This is a genomic window from Peribacillus sp. V2I11, assembly GCF_030817135.1.
GTDB classification, from domain to species: domain Bacteria; phylum Bacillota; class Bacilli; order Bacillales; family DSM-1321; genus Peribacillus; species Peribacillus simplex.
The window spans coordinates 4,160,326-4,178,106 of record NZ_JAUSYW010000001.1; the positions used below are offsets into that span (position 1 = coordinate 4,160,326).

Genomic DNA, 17,781 nt, shown 5'->3' on the forward strand with positions numbered 1-17,781 from the left:
AAACTGTTATGATTTTACATATCTAGAATAATAAACATCATTTTTTTTAGGAGGACCTTCCTTGAATCGTATCCAGAAATTTTTCACTCAAATAAAAGGGCTGTTGGTCCATCGCTTTTTTCAAGTGCTATTGTTTATCATACTTGGTTTGTTTGCTTATGGGTTAATGTTCTCAAATGTTAAGCCGGAAAGGGTCCAGGTAGAGCTTTTTAAGCCTGCGGAACAAACGATCCGTTCAACCAAGACTGTGGAAGATACCTATAAGACGGAACAGGAAAAAGAAGAGATTTCTAAACAGGTGGCGGATGTTTATTCTTTAAAAAAAGAATATGCCAAAAATAAAGTCGATCTGATTTCATCCATTTTCGATTCAGCGATAGAGGTGAATAAAGAAACGGACCCCGAGGAAGATCATAAAGAAGATGAGGGGAAAGAGGATAAAAAAGAGATCGTTAAGACGGATGCTCAAAAAGTTTCCATATTAAAAGAAAAATTGACCGATGAAGTCAATAAAGATATTGAGGAATCCGTTTTCCTTGCTTTAGTGCAGGCGGATGAAGATGAGTTGAAAATAGCGAAGGATTCAACCATTACAGCCGTGAATAATGTGATGAGCTCCCGAATCGCTGCAAGTGACGTCGAAAATGCCAAGAAAAAGGTTGTAGAGGAATTGGATTATATGAGCATTAGTGGCGATATGAAAAAAGCCTCCACTTCCCTTGCGCGTACGGCAATCATTCAGAATGTATTTTTCGATAAGGACAAAACCGAGGAACAGCGAAGGAAAGCGGTTGAAAGCGTGGAGCCAATCAGGATCCTTCAAGGTCAGATCATCGTTGAAGAAAATCAATTAGTGGACAGGGATGTATATAGGCAGCTTGAACTGGCAGGCTTCTTAAATACAGAGTCCACCATTTACCCGTATATCGGCCTGCTGTTATTCATATTCCTGACTTTTGCCGCTTTTTATTACTTTTTCTACTATTCCATTTCTACAAAGGATAACAAGTACAATCAGTTATTGATCTTCAGTCTTGTCTTTATCCTTTCAATGGCTACCATGAAAACGGTCAGCATTCTGGCAGACCTGAAAAACTCGAACTTGGAATACATTTTCCCGGGTGCCATGGCGGCGATGCTCATCAAGATATTATTGAATGATAAGTTAGCGGTAGCAATGATCATATTGTTAGGTTCGTATGGTACGATTATATTTAATGGTGATACACCTGGAAATCTGGATTTCTCGATGGGGCTTTATATCATTTTCGGGGGATTGACGGCGATCATCATTCTATCTAGGCCCAATTTCAAATCAAAGGTGCTGGTAGCAGGGCTGCTATTGTCTTTAATCAATATGGCATTCGTTTTTTCGCTCATCTTTATTATGGACAGCCATTATACTAGAATGGAGTACTTGTATTATGCTGCTGCTGCCATGGGTTCTGGAGTGGGTTCAGCCGTTTTGACAATGGGCCTGTTACCGTTTTTCGAGGCTGGTTTCGGGATCTTATCATCGATTAAGCTTATCGAACTCGCGAATCCCAATCATCCGTTACTGCGGAGGATCTTGATTGAGGCTCCGGGGACATATCATCACAGTGTAATGGTCGCCAATTTGGCGGAATCGGCTTGTGAAGCCATCGGGTCGAATGGATTGCTGGCAAGGGTCGGCAGTTATTATCATGATATCGGTAAAACGAAGCGGCCGCACTTCTTCATCGAAAATCAGATGAGTGAAGAGAACCCGCATGATCGGCTGCAGCCGGAAACGAGCAGGGATATCATCATTGCCCATGCCGTAGATGGCGGGGAGATGCTGCGCAGTCACAAATTCCCGAAAGAGATTGTGGATATTGCAGAGCAGCATCATGGGACCGCTTTATTGAAGTTTTTCTACCATAAGGCAAAAAAACAGGATGAGGCCACACTCGAAACGGCCTACAGATATCCAGGGCCGAGGGCGATAATGAAGGAAGTAGCCGTCATCGGCATAGCCGATAGTGTGGAAGCTGCAGTGAGATCGATGAAGCACCCAACTCCCGAGAAGATTGAAGAGCTGGTAAGTTTCATCATTCAGGACAGGATTCAAGATAGTCAATTTGATGAATGTGACATTACTATGAGAGAATTGAGTATCGTGAAGCATTCCTTATGTGAATCGCTGAATGGTATCTTCCACTCCAGGATTGAATATCCGGAGCCGGATAAATTAGGACAGAAGGTGAAAGAATGATTTTAGCTATCGATTTAATGGATGAAACGAATGAAGTAACGGAGGAAGCTCAGCAGCTTGTTGAAAGCATTCTGCAATTTGCGGCAAGAAAAGAAAACATCGAAAAAGACACCGAGCTGTCCGTTACGTTTGTAGACAATGATAGAATTCGGGAAATCAATAAAGAATATCGTCATAAAGATTCAGCTACAGATGTCATTTCTTTTGCACTTGAAGAAATGGGAGAAAATGAAGTGGAAATTTTCGGAGCGGAAATGCCCCGCATGTTAGGGGATATCATCATTTCCATTGAACGTACGAAAGAACAGGCTGAAGAATATGGTCATTCATTTGACCGGGAACTTGGATTTTTAGCGCTGCATGGTTTTCTTCATTTATTGGGATTCGATCACATGAATGAAGAAGATGAAAAAGTGATGTTCACAAAACAAAAGGAGATCTTGGAAGAATATGGACTTTCAAGAGAAGGATAAAAAAAAGTATCCTTTATTAAAAAGTTTCTCTTTTGCCTGTCAGGGAATTTTGGAGGCTGTTCGGACTGAACGCAATATCAAGATTCATTTCGCGTTAACGGCAATCGTCGTATTCTTTGGTTGGTACTTCTCATTGAATGGGATGGAGTGGCTTTTCATTTTGGCAGCCATAGCCGGTACGATCACGTTGGAGCTCGTTAATTCAGCGATTGAAAGGGTAGTGGACCTGGTAACGGATCAAATCCATCCGCTTGCCAAGCAGGCAAAAGATATTGCAGCCGGAGCTGTATTCATATATGCTATATTTTCTATAATAGTTGGATTGATTATCTTTTTGCCTAAGTTTGGCCTGTAGGTTGCCGAAATGGTACTCAATTTGAAAGGAAGATGTGAATTGAATACAAAAGAATTGATTGAGGAAGCTAAAAAAGCAAGGGATAAAGCTTATGTGCCTTACTCCAAATTTAAGGTGGGGGCAGCCCTTTTAACTGCTGATGGAAAGGTCTATCATGGTTGTAATATAGAAAATGCTGCATACAGCATGTGTAATTGCGCCGAAAGGACAGCTTTATTCAGCGCTTATGCCCATAACGATAAAAAATTCACTAAACTTGCAGTCGTGGCAGATACCGATGGTCCCGTTTCTCCATGCGGGGCATGCAGGCAGGTTATTTCAGAACTGTGCGAAAAGGATATGCCGGTCGTTTTGACCAACTTACATGGGGATATAAAAGAACTAACAGTACAGGAATTGCTTCCAGGAGCTTTTTCACCGGAGGATTTAAATGGATAAACTATTTGATGATACACAAGTAAAAGGTTACAAATCAGGTTTCATTTCAATTATTGGACGACCTAATGTCGGAAAGAGTACATTTCTGAATCGGGTCATCGGACAAAAGATTGCCATTATGAGCGATAAACCGCAAACTACAAGAAATAAGGTCCAGGGAGTACTTACGCAAAACGATTCACAAATGATTTTCATCGATACACCAGGCATTCATAAACCAAAGCATAAGCTTGGTGACTTCATGATGAAAGTGGCAACGAATACATTGAAAGAAGTCGATTTGATACTCTTCATGATCAATGCGACTGAAGGATACGGACGCGGTGACGAGTTTATCATCGAAAAGCTTCAATCCGTAAAAACGCCTGTTTTCCTGGTTGTAAACAAAATCGATGCGATGCATCCGGATGATTTACTTCCGATCATTGAAAAATACCAAAAGCTTTACCCTTTTGCGGCAGTCGTTCCGATTTCTGCTCTTGAAGGGAATAACGTTGATACACTGCTCGAACAAATCAAGGAACACCTGCCTGAAGGTCCCCAGTTTTATCCAGCTGACCAAGTGACCGACCATCCGGAACGTTTTATCATTTCCGAATTGGTCCGCGAGAAGGTACTGCACCTGACACGTGAAGAAATTCCGCATTCGGTGGCCGTTGTCATCGATTCAATTAAAAAAATGGACAACAGCGACACCATTAATGTCATGGCGACGATCGTTGTCGAACGTGATTCGCAAAAAGGCATTGTCATCGGAAAGCAAGGGAAAATGCTTAAAGAAGTCGGTAGCCGTGCCAGAGTGGATATCGAAAACCTATTGGGCTCGAAAGTGTTCTTGGAACTGTGGGTGAAGGTACAGAAGGATTGGCGTAACAAAGCAAGCCAGCTTCGCGATTATGGTTTCAATGAGAGCGAGTATTAATTAACAAAATTTACGCGTCATGAAAGTTAGGAAAACGGTCAAGCTAATCATATGGTCGGATATTCATAATTGCTAGTTAAAAATGAAAGGTGGGCTTTATATGTTGGATTTTACCTGGGAATTATTTAGTGAAACAGGTAATGTGGACACCTATTTGCTGTTTAAGGAGATAGAAGTCGAAAGACAGGAAAGACACTTGGTATTGAATGATGAGCTAGCAGAAATTGATTTTCCTGTTTCATAGGTAAGTCTTGGCGAGCATGGGTGGTGTCTTGGTATGCTCCAAAAATGTGAGGGCATTGTCATAAGGCGAACTGCATATGGAGAAAATAACAAAATCATTACTATATATACCCGTGAGCTAGGAAAAATTGGCGTTATGGCTAGAGGAGCTAGTAAACCTAACAGCAGGCTTTCTGCCGTCACACAGCTTTTTTGCTCCGGGTATTTTCTTGTAACCACATCAACCGGACTCGGAAGCCTTCAGCAAGGCGAAATGGTCGATTCACTCCGTTTCATAAGGGAGGATCTCTTTGCCACTGCTTATGCTTCTTATATTGTTGAATTGCTTGATAAAAGCGTCGAGGATAAGAAACCGAATCCATATTTGTATGAATTGCTTTCGCAAACCTTGCATTACATAAACGAAGAATATGACGCAGAGGTTTTGAAATTCATTTTTGAAATGAAGATGCTGCCCGTCAATGGGATTAACCCAGTGCTTAATCAGTGTGCTGTATGCGGTGAAACGGAAGGGGAATTCTCCTTCTCGCTTCGGGAAGCGGGCTTTATCTGTCACCGCTGTCTGGGGAAAGACCCTTATCACTATAAAATTTCACCTGCAGCCGTCAAATTGCTGCGGATCTTTTATTATTTCGATTTATCAAGGCTCGGAAAGATTTCCGTCAAGCCTGAAACGAAAAAAGAACTGCAGAAGATCATCGATGCTTATTATGAGGAATATTCTGGCCTGCATTTGAAATCAAAAAAATTCCTGAAACAGATTGATACGATGAAAGATATGTTTTAGGGATCCGGCCTATTGACATTCCATGCTAGTTTGTATAAAATTCTAATCATCAAAATAAGAAGATTGCGTTGATGGAAAAGAGTATCTGTCATTCTCCATAAAAAGCGAACCCGGGACGGTGAAAGCCGGGATATGGATTTACAGGGAAGGGCGTTTCCGGAGCATGTTGCTTTGAAAAGAGGCCGTTTTATAAACGGCAATTAGGGTGGAACCGCGGGTATACTCTCGTCCCTATGCATTTCGCATAGGGACGGGAGTTTTTTGTTTGCCGAAATGTATGGGTTCCGACCTTTAATTTTTAAAAGAGCCTTTTTAAATAACCTGGAGGTGTACGATGAATATTCAAAATATGATTTTAACGTTACAAAAGCATTGGTCTGAACAAGGCTGCATATTAATGAATGCTTATGATGTCGAGAAAGGGGCAGGAACGATGAGCCCATACACGTTCCTGAGAGCCATTGGACCGGAGCCTTGGAGCGTTGCTTACGTAGAGCCTTCCCGCCGTCCTGCTGACGGTCGTTATGGTGAGAACCCTAATCGACTATATCAGCATCATCAGTTCCAAGTGATCATGAAGCCGTCTCCTGACAATATCCAGGAGTTATATTTGGATTCATTACGCGCTTTAGGGATAAATCCGCTTGAGCATGATATTCGCTTTGTGGAGGACAACTGGGAAAATCCATCACTAGGATGTGCTGGTCTCGGTTGGGAAGTGTGGCTTGATGGAATGGAAATCACGCAATTTACATATTTCCAACAAGTGGGCGGCCTTGAGTGTAAGCCGGTTTCCGTGGAAATTACATACGGGATCGAACGTCTCGCCTCTTACATTCAAGATAAGGAAAACGTATTTGACCTAGAATGGACAGATGGATTCACAGTTCGGGATATATTTGGACAGCCGGAATACGAACATTCGAAATATACTTTCGAAACCTCCGACCTTGATATGCTGTTTCAGCTTTTCACGATGTATGAAAAGGAAGCGCATCGCCAAATGGAAGAAGGACTTGTACATCCTGCATATGATTATGTTTTGAAATGTTCACATACATTTAACCTTTTGGATGCCAAAGGTGCCATCTCGGTGACGGAAAGAACGGGTTATATTGCCCGGTGCCGTAACCTAGCGCGTAAGGTTGCCAAAACCTTCTATGAAGAGCGGGAAAAATTAGGCTTCCCGATCCTGAAAGTGAAAGGGGAGAACACAAATGAGCAAGCGTGATTTGTTATTGGAGATAGGATTGGAAGAGCTGCCTGCCCGTTTTGTGACAGCATCAATGAAACAGTTGTCAGATAAAGTGCAGCAATGGCTAACGGAAAAAGCGATTGATTTCGGAACGGTTGAAGCTTTTTCCACACCAAGACGTTTGGCCGTATTGGTGAAAGACGTGGAAGAATCCCAAAAGGATATCGAAGAAGAAGCAAAAGGTCCGGCTAAGAAGATCGCTTTGGACAGCGAAGGCAACTGGTCTAAAGCCGCATTGGGATTCGTCAGGGGTCAAGGCATGACTTCAGAAGACATTTATTTTAAAGAACTCAAGGGTGTGGAATATGCCCATGTGAATAAATTCATAAAAGGACAGCAGACCGTTCAGCTTTTATCTGAGCTGCAGGAAATCATCAGCGGCATGACGTTCCCGAAAAATATGCGCTGGGCCAATCAGGAGCTCCGCTTCGTCCGTCCGATTAAATGGCTGATTGCCTTATTCGGCAATGACATAGTGCCATTTAGCATTGCTGATGTGGAAACGGGCCGTGAAACGAAAGGACACCGTTTCTTGGGCGATAGCGCAATCATCGAGCAGCCGGAACGGTATGAAGATACGCTAAAAGAACAATTTGTAATGGCGGATCCAGATAAACGCCGACAAGTTATATTGGATCAGATTAAAGAGCTTGAGCAGGAGAAAGGCTGGATCATCCCGGTCGATGAAGACCTGCTAGAAGAAGTCAATAATTTGGTAGAGTATCCAACGGTGTTATTTGGACATTTTGAAGAAGAGTTCCTTGAGCTTCCTGCTGAGGTACTTATCACATCAATGAAGGAACACCAACGCTATTTCCCTGTCAAAGATCAGGACGGGAAACTGCTTGCTTACTTTGTAACCGTACGTAATGGCGATGACCGCCATTTGGATAAGGTTTCTAAAGGTAATGAAAAAGTATTGCGTGCCCGCTTATCGGATGCAGCATTCTTCTATAAAGAAGATCAGAAAAAAGAGATTTCGGATGCTTTGAAAAAGCTTGACAGCATCGTTTATCATGAAGAAATTGGTACATTAGCCGAGAAAACTGCCCGGGTAACTGCAGTGACCGGTGCCCTTGCGGATGCTTTGAATTTGAAGGCGGAAAAAGAAATGGCGCTTCGTACAGCGGCAATTGCCAAGTTCGATTTGGTGAGTCATATGGTTTATGAATTCCCTGAATTACAAGGGTACATGGGTGAAAAATATGCCCTCTTAAAAGGGGAAGCCAAAGAAGTGGCCGCGGCTATCAATGAACATTATATGCCAAGACATGCGGATGACAATGTACCACCTTCAGTCATTGGAGCGGTTGTGAGTTTAGCTGAAAAAATTGATACTTTGTCTTCATTCTTCGCTATTGGCATCATCCCGACAGGTTCCCAGGATCCTTACGCATTAAGAAGGCAGGCGAGCGGTGTCGTCCAGATTCTAGCTGAGAAGAATTGGAATATTTCTTTAGAGGAGCTTATTGTTTTAGGCCTTAAAGGACTGGAATCAAAAGGCATCTTAAAACGTGATCTTGAAGACGTTAAAGCAGATATGTTCGCATTCTTTAAAGCCCGTGTCAAACACATGCTTCAAGAACAGCAAATCCGTTACGATTTGATCGATGCAGTCCTGTTCAATGAGATCGGTTATATCCACTCTATCGTGGAACGTGCACATGTCTTGGATGCTAAAAAAGACGAAGCAGGCTTCAAGGAAAGTCTGGAAGCTTTAAGTCGGGTCATGAATATTGCCGTAAAATGTGACAATAAGGTGACAGTTGACCCTAGTGCCTTTGAAAATGATCAAGAAAATGCGCTATACGTAAAATATCAAAACGTGGCAATGCGTTATAATGAATCTAAAGATGAGAATGAGCGATTTGAACAGCTTGTTTCGCTTCAATCGGAAATAGAGCCATATTTCGAGAATACCATGGTCATGGCAGAGGATGAAGCAATCCGTAATAACCGTTTATCCTTAATGAAGGAAATCAGTGATTTGGTTGCAGGTTTTGCTGCCATGAATAAAATCATCCTTTCATGATCGAAATGATGGATGGAAATCGGAAACCCTTTAAATAAGGGTTTCCGATTTCTTAAAAAGATAAATGGTCAATAAAAAGGACAAAAATGCCCTAATTAAATAATTTAGTATATAATTATTAAATGAATAACTTTTGTTACTTTACTCTGCGAAAGCAGTGGGGTGGTGATTATAATCCAATTGAATAAGCGTCAGGAACAGATTTTACAAATTGTAAAAGAAAACGGACCGATTACTGGAGAACATATTGCGGATAGATTGAACCTTACCAGGGCGACACTTCGTCCAGATCTAGCGATTTTAACGATGGCAGGTTTTCTTGATGCCAGGCCCCGAGTGGGGTATTTCTATACAGGCAGGTCAGGGACACAGCTCTTGACAGATAGCCTTAACCATCTTTATGTACGAGACTACCAATCGATACCTGTCGTTGTTGACGAGGGCATTTCCGTATATGATGCAATCGTCATGATGTTTTTAGAAGATGTCGGAACAATGTTCGTAGTCGATAAGCATGCATTGCTTGTTGGTGTCTTATCAAGGAAAGACTTGTTGCGTGCGAGTATTGGGAAACAAGAGCTTAACTCCATTCCAGTCAATATCATCATGACTAGGATGCCCAATATTACAATGTGTTCAAAAGAAGACCTTTTGATTGATGTTGCCAAAAAATTGATTGATAAACAAATCGACTCATTACCGGTCGTCAAAGACACAGAAAAAGGCTATGAAGTAATTGGAAGGATTACAAAAACCAATATTACGAAAGCATTCGTAGCTTTGGCTGATGAAGGCTATTAGGGGGCTTGCAAAAGGAATGACGGAGAATATGAACGGTTCTATTATATATGTTGTATCGGATTCGGTAGGGGAAACAGCGGAATTGGTTACAAAAGCCGCTGCAAGCCAGTTCTCGGGATCTGCATTTTCCATAAAGAGAATTCCGTATATTGAAGATGAACAAAACGTGGATGAAGTGATATCACTGGCTAAGTTGGATGGGGCAATCATTGCTTATACTCTTGTGAAGCCAGCTATTAGAGCGTATATGAAAGCACAGGTCGAGAAAGAAAACCTGTCTGCTTATGACATTTTAGGGCCGCTCATGGACATCCTTCAGGAAAGGGCGCCAAAAGGGCCGCTTAATGAACCTGGTCTTGTAAGAAAGTTGGATGATGACTATTTCAAGCGTGTGGAAGCCATTGAATTTGCTGTAAAATATGATGATGGACGTGACCCTCGTGGCATTTTACGTGCAGATATCGTCCTTGTGGGTGTTTCACGCACTTCCAAAACGCCATTATCACAGTATTTAGCCCACAAACGCTATAAAGTGGCGAACGTACCTTTAGTGCCTGAAGTGGAACCTCCAGAAGAGCTGTTCCTGGTACCTCCTGAAAAATGCATTGGTTTAAAGATCAGCCCGGAAAAGCTGAACCATATTCGTAAAGAGCGATTAAAGTCACTTGGGCTCAATGATCATGCCATTTACGCAAATGTGGAGCGCATAAAAGAAGAATTGACATACTTTGATAAAATCATATCAAGGTTGAACTGTCCCATCATTGATGTAACCAATAAAGCTGTTGAAGAAACAGCCAATTTGATAATCAATATCCTTCAAAACAAAAACCGTTGATCCTTATAATTAAGGCAAATCAAAATGTGAGCTAGACACTTTATGTGTCAGCTCACATTTTAATGCCAAGGTTAAATAAGGGAATAACAAGAATAAGTTCAAAATAATTACATGAAATTCCTCTTGGTTTCCAAATGTAAATCCATTGATTTACATGAAATCACATTCGGAATTTAAATGTTGGCATCTTCTAATCAAATAGACTATAATAAAAAATTGTGAGAAAAAAGTAATCTTAAGGTTTAGACTTAATTAATAAGGAATAAACTAAAGGTTAATGAGATGTCAAGGTTTTTATCATAAAAATAATTCGACATGTTCCGTATAATTCAGGAGGGGTTGGTCTTTTTCAAGGCAAAAGAGGCGCTTTTACTTAAATAAGCAGGTATTCTTTGAAGAATAATGTGTGCTCTTTTGGAGGGAACCCTCCGAATCAATGCTGAAATTCACCATAACTTCATAAAGTTTAGGGGAGAAAAAGGATTATGCAGAAAGATGTAGAATTAGAAGGTATGAATAATAAACCTATGATACACGTCGATGCCGATGCATGCCCGGTGAAAGACGAAATCCTTCATTGTGCAAGTTTGCACGATGTTGAAGTCTGTTTTGTTGCATCATATAAAAATATGATGAATAACCCTGAAGGTAAATGGGTATATGTCGATGCAGACAAAGAAGCGGCAGATCTTTATATAGTGAACTCAGTAAAAAAGGGTGATATTGTCGTTACTGCAGATATTGGTTTGGCTGGAACCCTGCTTCCTAAAAACGTTTATGTCCTTTCGCCAAGGGGAAAAGAATACACTGACGAGAATATTTTCATGCTCTTGGATATGCGTTATCAGTCGGCGAAACTCCGCAGGCAGGGCAAGCATACGAAAGGGCCGAAAGCATTCACAAAGGAAGATCGTGCATGTTTTACAAATAAACTTTTGAAAACATTGTCGAACTTTGCAGGGGATTAGGAAACAGTATCGAATTAGAAACTATCACCAATATTGCAAGGTGGAAAAATGATAAATGGCCGTATAGAAGATGAGAAAATTAATCAAATTCGTGAAGCTGTTGACATTGTTGATTTAATTGGGGAGTATGTCCAGCTGAAGAAGCAGGGACGCAATTACTTTGGGCTATGTCCTTTTCATGGTGAAAACTCGCCCTCGTTTTCCGTTTCAACGGAAAAACAAATCTTTCACTGTTTTGGTTGCGGGGCAGGCGGAAATATTTTTACCTTCTTAATGGATATAGAAGGCTACAGCTTTGTGGAATCTGCAAAAGTTTTAGCTGAAAAAGGAAATGTTCCTTTGGATGTTGAAATAAATAAGGATTCCAAGCGTTCCAACATGCCGGCAGGCTCGCAGCAAATGGTTGAAGCCCATGACCTGCTGAGGAAGTTTTATCATCATCTCCTCGTTAATACGAAAGAGGGGCAGGATGCTCTCGAATATTTACTTAAACGCGGGTTTACTGAAGAGACGATAGAAAAGTTCCAAATTGGCTACTCTTTGAATTCATGGGACTTCGTGTCCAAGTTTCTTTTAAAACGCGGGTTTCCAGCGGAATACATGGAGCAGGCAGGGCTTATTATTTACAGGGAAAAAGACGAGTCATATTTTGACCGTTTCAGAAATAGAGTCATGTTTCCAATTATGGATCATCAAGGAAATACGATTGCGTTTTCAGGAAGAGCGATGGGGGACGATGAGCCCAAATATTTGAATAGTCCTGAAACGCCAATCTTTAATAAAAGTAAAACTTTATATAATTTCCATCATGCAAGACCACACATACGAAAGAAAGAACAAGTAGTCATTTTTGAAGGCTTTGCCGATTGCATTTCAGCAGTTGGCGCAGGTGTAGAGAATGCGGTCGCTACAATGGGTACTGCCTTGACGGACCAGCATATCCAGCTTTTAAAAAGAAATACTGATCAGATACTTATTTGCTACGATTCGGACTCTGCGGGATTGAACGCTGCCAATCGTGCAGTTAATATGCTACATGACCATGAGTTTTCCGTGAAAGTCGCTCTTATGCCTGATAACTTGGACCCCGATGACTACATAAAGGAATTCGGTGAAAAAAGCTTTGTTTCTGAAGTAATAGGGGCCAGTTTAACCTACATGGCATTCAAAATGCATTATTTGCGTCGAGGGAAAAATGTAAATAATGAAGGAGATCGAATTCAATATATCGAAGAAGTCCTTAAAGAAATTTCGCGATTGCCCAATGCAGTGGAGAGGGATCATTATCTCCGGCAGCTATCCTCTGAATTTTCCCTTTCATTGGATGCGCTGGAACAGCAGCAGCGTCAGGTGTTCTTTACGGAACGCAAGAAGGGGGCACTGCCGCAGCCAGCAGCCCAAAAGAAAATGGCCCTGCAATATGAGCACAAGTTAAAGCCTGCTCACCATAATGCTGAAACGAAGTTGATTGCCCATATGCTAAAAAGCAGGGATATGACTTTCAAAATTCAGCAGTTGCTTGGGCAAACGGTCTTTCATGTAGATGAACATCAGGCAATCATCACCTATTTATATGCGTTCTATGAAGATGGACACGAACCGGATACAAGCTTTTTCCTTACTTATTTACCGGATCCAAACTTGAGAAGGATCGTTTCGGAAATAGAAATGATGTCAGTGAATGAGGAAGTTACCGATAAAGAACTGACCGATTGTATAAATCAAGTGTTGAAATATGAAAAGTTGTTAAAGATAAAAGAAAAACAAGTTGAAGAAAAAGATGCAGTTAGACGAAGTGATTATGTCACTGCTGCACAAATTGCCATGGAAATCATTAAATTGCGTAAAATGTTGTAGTCGTTTAGGTGTAAGTCCTGGAAGGAGGGGAACTAATGGCTGAAAAACCAGCACGTTCCAAACAAGTTGATAATGAATTTAGCCTTGAACAGGTGAAAGAAAAATTACTAGAGCTAGGTAAAAAACGAGGCTCTTTGACTTTAGAAAAAATCGCTGAAATGATTGGCGGTTTTGAGTTGGATTCCGATCAAATGGATGAGTTCTATGAGGTGTTAGCAGAAAACGGCGTCGAAATACTCACTGATGGTGAGGAAGACGAGGATGAAGATGATCCAGATGAGAAGAAACTTGCAAAAGAAGAAGAGTTTGACTTAAATGATTTAAGTGTTCCTCCTGGCGTTAAAATTAATGACCCGGTACGCATGTATTTAAAGGAAATTGGTCGGGTCGACCTTTTATCGGCAGAAGAGGAAATCTCTCTGGCGACGAGAATTGAAGATGGGGATGAAGAAGCGAAACGCCGTTTGGCAGAGGCTAACCTTCGTCTTGTTGTCAGTATCGCCAAGCGCTATGTCGGACGTGGAATGCTTTTCCTTGATTTGATCCAGGAAGGTAATATGGGACTTATCAAAGCAGTGGAAAAATTTGATTACCGCAAGGGATTCAAATTCAGTACGTATGCAACATGGTGGATTCGCCAAGCGATAACCCGTGCCATTGCCGACCAAGCAAGAACGATCCGGATACCTGTGCATATGGTGGAAACCATCAATAAATTGATCCGTGTCCAAAGACAGCTTCTTCAGGATTTAGGACGTGAACCTTCTCCGGAAGAAATTGCGGAGGATATGGACTTAACTCCTGAAAAAGTTCGTGAAATCTTGAAAATAGCTCAGGAGCCTGTTTCATTGGAAACGCCAATAGGTGAAGAAGACGATTCACATTTAGGTGATTTCATTGAAGATCAGGATGCGACTTCCCCATCGGAACATGCAGCATATGAACTATTGAAAGAACAGCTTGAAGACGTATTGGATACTCTTACTGACCGAGAAGAGAACGTCTTGAGACTCCGCTTTGGACTTGATGATGGCCGCACCCGTACACTTGAAGAGGTAGGTAAAGTGTTTGGGGTAACCCGCGAGCGTATCCGTCAAATCGAAGCGAAGGCGCTACGTAAACTGAGACACCCAAGCCGCAGCAAACGCTTGAAAGATTTCCTGGAATAGAATATATATGCCTTTAACAGAGCCCTCTTTGAATGCCCAGCGTTCGGGAGCGGCTCTTTTTTTCAATTTCGATGTAAAAATATCCTTGTAAGAACAATACTTATCCAATTTTCTATATAATGGAAATTGATTTCAAGAAGCAATTTTACACAAAAAGCTAAGCCGTAAAAAGAAATGATCATCATGGGGATGTGAGATTCATGGATGAGATGAGAAAGAAAATCATCATTCAAGAAATAAACTCCCGGAAGGAAAGTCGTATGCTTCCGGAGCAATATTGTAATTACCTGAATTATACTGTCAAGGCGAACTGCCGCCATCAAAATCGAATAAAACCGGGAGCAAAAAAACGACATCTTTTCCGGGATGTTGATTGGGGCACTTTTTGCATTTATTGTATTTTTGAATTATTTTACTGAAATACCCATAAGATTGCAAATGCTTATGACAATTTCAATGCTTGTTTTTTGGGCTTGCGGTCCGCCGCTTAAACGGCAGGAAAATCATTTTTCAAATGGTGTTGATGGGAATGGCGCTATCATTGCTTTTATTAACTGTCAGTTTGGCGGAATTCATGGCACCCGGCAAATTGGGCATCCTTTATATTTTCTTGTTCATTAATGGCGGACCCTGGATTTTAATGGGCAATAAACTGAATCTGTACCATTTTTCCATAGCGGGAGGCAAGGAAGCACTGGTCACTCTTTACTTTTTATTAATATAATTTCAAGGACATTCCAGCGGTTTTAAATAATGATTTTAGGGTATTATGAAACATATGTAAGAAAAAGTAAAATTGTTTGGAAATATACATAAGTTTTTGACAATTTTAAGAAATTATATAATATCTTCTATTTTTGGGCTTTTACTTGAAACTCTTTTCAAGTAAAATAATATATAGCTGTTTGTATATAATATTAAATATGGTAAGTTAAGGTTCTACATAGGGGAGGAAATACTATGAATCGCAATCCAGTAATGCCTTTTATTATTATCATGGTTTTTGGTATTGGACTTATGTTTTTACTTTCGTTTAAAGGTTTGGGTGATGCCAAAGATCTTGCTAAGGAAAAAGAGGGCGGCGAAAAGACAGAAGAAACAGAAAGTGCCTCGGCATCACCTGAGGACATCTATAAGCAAACTTGTATCTCATGTCATGGTGACGCCTATCAAGGCGGTGTCGGACCCGCTCTAAAAGGAGTTGGCGACCGTCTGTCGGTTGACGAGGTTAAAGACGTCATCACTAATGGACGAGGTGGAATGCCACCAGGTTTAGTCGAAGAACAGAACATTGATGCCATGGCCGAATATATTCATGGACTGAAATAATTCATGAAACTGACTCAAGAAATCGTTGAAAGGCGACTTTTTGAGTCAGTTTTCATTTATTCAGAAAAGGAAGATTCCGGATGGAAGGTTTCTTTTGCCCACTGATAGAAAGAGTCCTATTTCTCCTTTCTGTAATTTTTCGATTGAACTTGGTATAATCGAATGGGAAACTAATTATAGTAAGACATTATTTGAATTAAGAGAGTTGATAAATATGAATCATGAAAAACTATCGATGAGATTAGAACGTGTTGCCATACATATACCAAAAGGAAGCATCCTTGCAGATATAGGGTCAGACCATGCTTACTTGCCGTGCTATGCGGTGACTAACGGCTTGTGTGACAGCGCTATAGCTGGTGAGGTTGTAGAAGGGCCCTATCAGTCAGCACGCAAGCAAGTGGCAATGACGGGGCTTGGGGACAAGATAGAGGTCCGTAAAGGAGACGGGCTTGAAGTATTGAATCCCGATGAAGCGACATGCATTACGATTGCAGGCATGGGAGGGACTTTAATATCAAGTATATTGGAAAGCGGAAAAGGGAAACTCGGCAAGGCAGAAAGGCTTATCCTTCAGCCTAATGTCGGTGCAGCTAATGTTCGCAGCTGGCTGATCGATAACGGCTGGGAACTTAGTGGAGAGGAAATCCTTGAGGAAGACGGGAAAATCTATGAGATCTTAATTGCCGGAAAAGGAGATCCGCTCCGCCCTTATCGAGTAAACAAGCAAGCCGGCCTCATTTTCGGACCATACCTAAGAGAGCAATTCAGTGACATTTTCATAAAAAAATGGCAGCTTGAGAAAAAACATTTGGAAAGAATCATCGAACAATTGGATGAAAGCGGTAGAAGCGGGCTGGAAACGAAGCGCAATGAATTAAAATCCCAAATTTCAGTAATTGAGGAGGTGCTTAAAGGTTGAAGACAGTGAATGGTCACAAAATCATTGAAGCGTTTGAACAATTCTCCCCAAAGCATTATGCAATGGAGGGAGATCCGATCGGGCTGCATGTAGGCCAGCTCAATAAGCCGGTTACTAAGGTGCTGATTGCCCTTGATGTGCTGGAAGAGGTTGTAGACGAAGCGATAGAACATGGCGTGGAATTGATCATCGCCCACCATCCGCTTATTTACCGACCATTGAAAAGGATCGATACAAACGCAGCTGGAGGCCGCATCATCGAAAAGCTGATCAAACATGATATCGCTGTTTATGCTGCACATACCAATTTGGATGTTGCTAAGGGCGGGGTGAATGATTTACTTGCCGAAGCGCTACAATTGCAGGACACAGAGGTATTGATTCCAACTTACGAGACAGCTCTAAAGAAATTGGTCGTATATGTTCCAAAGACCGACGAACAAAAGGTGAGGGAAGCCCTAGGTAAGGCAGGGGCGGGAGCGATCGGGAATTACAGAAATTGTTCGTTTTCGGGGGAAGGTACCGGGCGCTTCTTGCCAGGTGAAGGCAGTGAACCGGGAATTGGCTCTAAAGGAAAGCTTGAAGAAGTAGCTGAAATGCGGGTTGAAACGATATTCCCGGAAAATATCGAGAAGAAAGTGCTAGCTGCGATGATTAAAGCCCATCCATATGAAGAAGTTGCTCACGATATATATAAACTGGAGAATAAAGGGGAGTCTCTTGGCTTAGGGAAGATTGGTGTACTTTCTGAAGAAATGACACTTGAACAATTTTCCGAACATGTGAAGCGGACACTCGATGTTGAAAAGGTGCGTGTCGTTGGAGATTTGCAAAGTCCCATAAAAAAAGTGGCCGTTTTGGGCGGGGATGGCAATAAATACTTTACGACAGCGAAATTCAAGGGAGCAGATGTATACGTTACAGGTGACATGTATTATCATACTGCCCATGACGCGATGATGATTGGATTGAATATCGTGGATCCAGGCCACAATGTTGAAAAGGTGATGAAAAAAGGTGTAGCAAGAATTCTTGAAAAAATGTGCCGCGAAAAGAACTACGATGTGGAATTCATTCCGTCCCGGCTGAATACAGACCCTTTCCGCTTCATTTAAATAACACGAAAAAGGCAGCCCTTAGTGGCTGCCTTTGTTTT

18 protein-coding genes and 1 other annotated feature are annotated in these 17,781 nt (G+C 41.5%); all 18 genes read left to right on the plus strand.

Features of this window, described 5'->3' with window-relative positions:
• Nucleotides 1–61 precede the first annotated feature (61 nt).
• The 18 genes from QFZ73_RS20320 to QFZ73_RS20405 all read left to right on the plus strand — a co-directional run bounded on the left by QFZ73_RS20320 (nucleotide 62) and on the right by QFZ73_RS20405 (nucleotide 17,740).
• Complete coding sequence (locus QFZ73_RS20320; protein WP_307269987.1) at nucleotides 62–2,236, plus strand: HD family phosphohydrolase; 2,175 nt, start codon at nucleotides 62–64, stop codon at nucleotides 2,234–2,236.
• Nucleotides 2,233–2,709, plus strand: coding sequence for an rRNA maturation RNase YbeY (gene ybeY / locus QFZ73_RS20325; RefSeq protein WP_251430784.1), 477 nt, complete (start codon nucleotides 2,233–2,235; stop codon nucleotides 2,707–2,709). The genes QFZ73_RS20320 and ybeY overlap by 4 nt, the downstream gene beginning before the upstream one ends.
• Complete coding sequence (locus tag QFZ73_RS20330; protein WP_251430787.1) at nucleotides 2,687–3,064, plus strand: diacylglycerol kinase family protein; 378 nt, start codon at nucleotides 2,687–2,689, stop codon at nucleotides 3,062–3,064. Before ybeY ends, QFZ73_RS20330 begins: the two co-directional genes overlap by 23 nt.
• Before the next feature lie 39 nt (nucleotides 3,065–3,103).
• Nucleotides 3,104–3,502: a cytidine deaminase gene (locus tag QFZ73_RS20335; protein ID WP_076365241.1), complete on the plus strand. Its 399-nt coding sequence runs from the start codon at nucleotides 3,104–3,106 to the stop codon at nucleotides 3,500–3,502.
• Nucleotides 3,495–4,424, plus strand: coding sequence for a GTPase Era (gene era / locus QFZ73_RS20340; protein WP_230302623.1), 930 nt, complete (start codon nucleotides 3,495–3,497; stop codon nucleotides 4,422–4,424). Before QFZ73_RS20335 ends, era begins: the two co-directional genes overlap by 8 nt.
• Before the next feature lie 100 nt (nucleotides 4,425–4,524).
• Nucleotides 4,525–4,668, plus strand: a complete 144-nt coding sequence (locus QFZ73_RS20345; protein WP_101222596.1) for a YqzL family protein — start codon at nucleotides 4,525–4,527, stop codon at nucleotides 4,666–4,668.
• A 33-nt stretch (nucleotides 4,669–4,701) separates the two neighbouring features.
• Nucleotides 4,702–5,454: a DNA repair protein RecO gene (recO, locus tag QFZ73_RS20350; protein WP_307269999.1), complete on the plus strand. Its 753-nt coding sequence runs from the start codon at nucleotides 4,702–4,704 to the stop codon at nucleotides 5,452–5,454.
• Between the two features lie 59 nt (nucleotides 5,455–5,513).
• Nucleotides 5,514–5,690: a binding site (T-box leader), on the plus strand.
• Nucleotides 5,691–5,788: 98 nt separating this feature from the next.
• Nucleotides 5,789–6,685: a glycine--tRNA ligase subunit alpha gene (glyQ, locus tag QFZ73_RS20355; RefSeq protein WP_034308488.1), complete on the plus strand. Its 897-nt coding sequence runs from the start codon at nucleotides 5,789–5,791 to the stop codon at nucleotides 6,683–6,685.
• Nucleotides 6,672–8,741 (plus strand): glycine--tRNA ligase subunit beta, encoded by a 2,070-nt coding sequence (gene glyS / locus QFZ73_RS20360; protein ID WP_307270002.1) that lies wholly within the window; start codon nucleotides 6,672–6,674, stop codon nucleotides 8,739–8,741. The genes glyQ and glyS overlap by 14 nt, the downstream gene beginning before the upstream one ends.
• Nucleotides 8,742–8,903: 162 nt before the next feature.
• Nucleotides 8,904–9,542 carry a transcriptional regulator CcpN gene (gene ccpN / locus QFZ73_RS20365; RefSeq protein WP_034308483.1) on the plus strand — a complete coding sequence of 213 codons (639 nt, stop codon included), beginning with the start codon at nucleotides 8,904–8,906 and terminating at the stop codon, nucleotides 9,540–9,542.
• Nucleotides 9,543–9,558: 16 nt separating this feature from the next.
• On the plus strand, nucleotides 9,559–10,380 hold the full coding sequence (locus tag QFZ73_RS20370) for a pyruvate, water dikinase regulatory protein (RefSeq protein ID WP_230160715.1): 822 nt from the start codon (nucleotides 9,559–9,561) through the stop codon (nucleotides 10,378–10,380).
• 512 nt (nucleotides 10,381–10,892) lie between these two features.
• On the plus strand, nucleotides 10,893–11,348 hold the full coding sequence (locus QFZ73_RS20375; RefSeq protein WP_307272939.1) for a YaiI/YqxD family protein: 456 nt from the start codon (nucleotides 10,893–10,895) through the stop codon (nucleotides 11,346–11,348).
• A gap of 51 nt (nucleotides 11,349–11,399) precedes the next feature.
• Nucleotides 11,400–13,205: a DNA primase gene (dnaG, locus tag QFZ73_RS20380; protein ID WP_307272942.1), complete on the plus strand. Its 1,806-nt coding sequence runs from the start codon at nucleotides 11,400–11,402 to the stop codon at nucleotides 13,203–13,205.
• A gap of 35 nt (nucleotides 13,206–13,240) precedes the next feature.
• Nucleotides 13,241–14,374, plus strand: coding sequence for an RNA polymerase sigma factor RpoD (gene rpoD / locus QFZ73_RS20385; RefSeq protein WP_034308477.1), 1,134 nt, complete (start codon nucleotides 13,241–13,243; stop codon nucleotides 14,372–14,374).
• A gap of 529 nt (nucleotides 14,375–14,903) precedes the next feature.
• The gene (locus QFZ73_RS20390) at nucleotides 14,904–15,098 is read left to right on the plus strand and encodes a hypothetical protein (RefSeq protein ID WP_307270011.1); all 195 of its coding nucleotides are present in this window, start codon (nucleotides 14,904–14,906) and stop codon (nucleotides 15,096–15,098) included.
• 236 nt (nucleotides 15,099–15,334) lie between these two features.
• Nucleotides 15,335–15,703, plus strand: a complete 369-nt coding sequence (cccA, locus tag QFZ73_RS20395) for a cytochrome c550 (RefSeq protein WP_251430801.1) — start codon at nucleotides 15,335–15,337, stop codon at nucleotides 15,701–15,703.
• 214 nt (nucleotides 15,704–15,917) lie between these two features.
• On the plus strand, nucleotides 15,918–16,625 hold the full coding sequence (locus QFZ73_RS20400; protein ID WP_307270015.1) for a tRNA (adenine(22)-N(1))-methyltransferase: 708 nt from the start codon (nucleotides 15,918–15,920) through the stop codon (nucleotides 16,623–16,625).
• Nucleotides 16,622–17,740: a Nif3-like dinuclear metal center hexameric protein gene (locus tag QFZ73_RS20405; protein ID WP_307270018.1), complete on the plus strand. Its 1,119-nt coding sequence runs from the start codon at nucleotides 16,622–16,624 to the stop codon at nucleotides 17,738–17,740. Before QFZ73_RS20400 ends, QFZ73_RS20405 begins: the two co-directional genes overlap by 4 nt.
• Nucleotides 17,741–17,781: the final 41 nt, after the last annotated feature.